We start from the raw sequence: 1,194 nt of genomic DNA, 5'->3' as shown, positions 1-1,194 counted from the left end.
AATGCTGCTTAATAATGTCGATATTCATGCTCATGCCCCAAAAAAAAGGAGACATAAGATCACAGAGGACTCCGTGGGTCAATACTGTTTAGAGGGTAGGCAAAAAAACGTTCATGATCTTGCCCTGCGGGGAAGATTGACACCACAGGGCTAATTTATTCAAAAACAGTGATTTTTGGCATCGGTCACTCAACCCATTTCCTAAGATGGGGTCTTGAAAGGTATCGCTTGAAAAATGAAGTTAACGTCAGCCCGCGTTGAGGTGCCGACAACAGGCGGAGAAATGCCGTCGTCGCTTCTCTAAATGTTCACAATAGCTGCTGAGTTCTTGCTGAGTCCCCACGGGACCATGGAACAGCTTGCCAAATTCAGTGGTGAGCCTTAGCCAGTTTTCTTGCGGGATATTCAATCTTGTTAGCAACTTAGCGCTGTTTTCACCGATAGCGCCACGCTTGTCATCTCGGATAATGCGTCCGGTATCATCAACCAATCCAAGATAATCCCGGAGCGCAAACGCAATACCTTTAGGCTGGTTATCGCGCTCGTTGCCAATAAAAGGCAGTAGGTTCGAGGGTTGTTCGCCTTTCAAGGCTGCCTGAACACGCAGTTGAATGCTGGTGTGATTGGACTGCTCTGGGGTAGTCGCCATCTTCGCTCTGATGGGATTCAGATCGACATAGGCCATACAGGCTAATACTGCGGCCTCATCCAATAACGCCTGCGACTTAAAGCGCCCCTCCCAGAAACGGCCTGAGCAGTTATCTTCTTGATTTGCTTGCCTAGCTATCGGCTCATTGAGACAACGCATGAACCACGATATATCACATAGCCGGCTGCGATAGGTCGCGATGGCGTGCTTTAACCTGGTCACCTCGTATGCTTCAACCAACCCGCCACGGGCAAATTTCCGGGTTAACTCATCGCCTTTAAACAGTTTGTGCCATTGCTCCAGCACTTCTATGTCACTCCAACGGTTGGCAGTATCAATATCAATACGCAACACAACATGCAGATGGTTTGACATCACCGCAAAAGCAGCCACATCAATGGCAAAAACAGCTTCAAGCTCAAAGAGCAGTGACTCTACCCAGCCCCGGCGATGGTCATAGTTCTTCCCCGAATAGGCATCATCACCGCACAGGAAGGCGCGCCGCACCACCCGGCTACAGCAGTGGTAATAGGGCGTGTCTTCAA

General features: G+C 49.5%; 1 protein-coding gene. It reads right to left on the bottom strand.

Features of this window, described 5'->3' with window-relative positions; all coding sequences use genetic code 11:
• Positions 1–247 precede the first annotated feature (247 nt).
• Positions 248–1,194, bottom strand: a 947-nt coding sequence (locus tag LZP73_RS19160) for a transposase (RefSeq protein ID WP_234236508.1), incomplete at its 5' end; no start/stop codon positions are given.

Origin of the sequence: Shewanella sp. AS16 (assembly GCF_021412365.1) — a bacterium.
In the GTDB taxonomy this organism is placed as follows: Bacteria; Pseudomonadota; Gammaproteobacteria; order Enterobacterales; family Shewanellaceae; genus Shewanella; species Shewanella salipaludis.
This window is presented reverse-complemented; position numbering and strand designations above follow the sequence as displayed.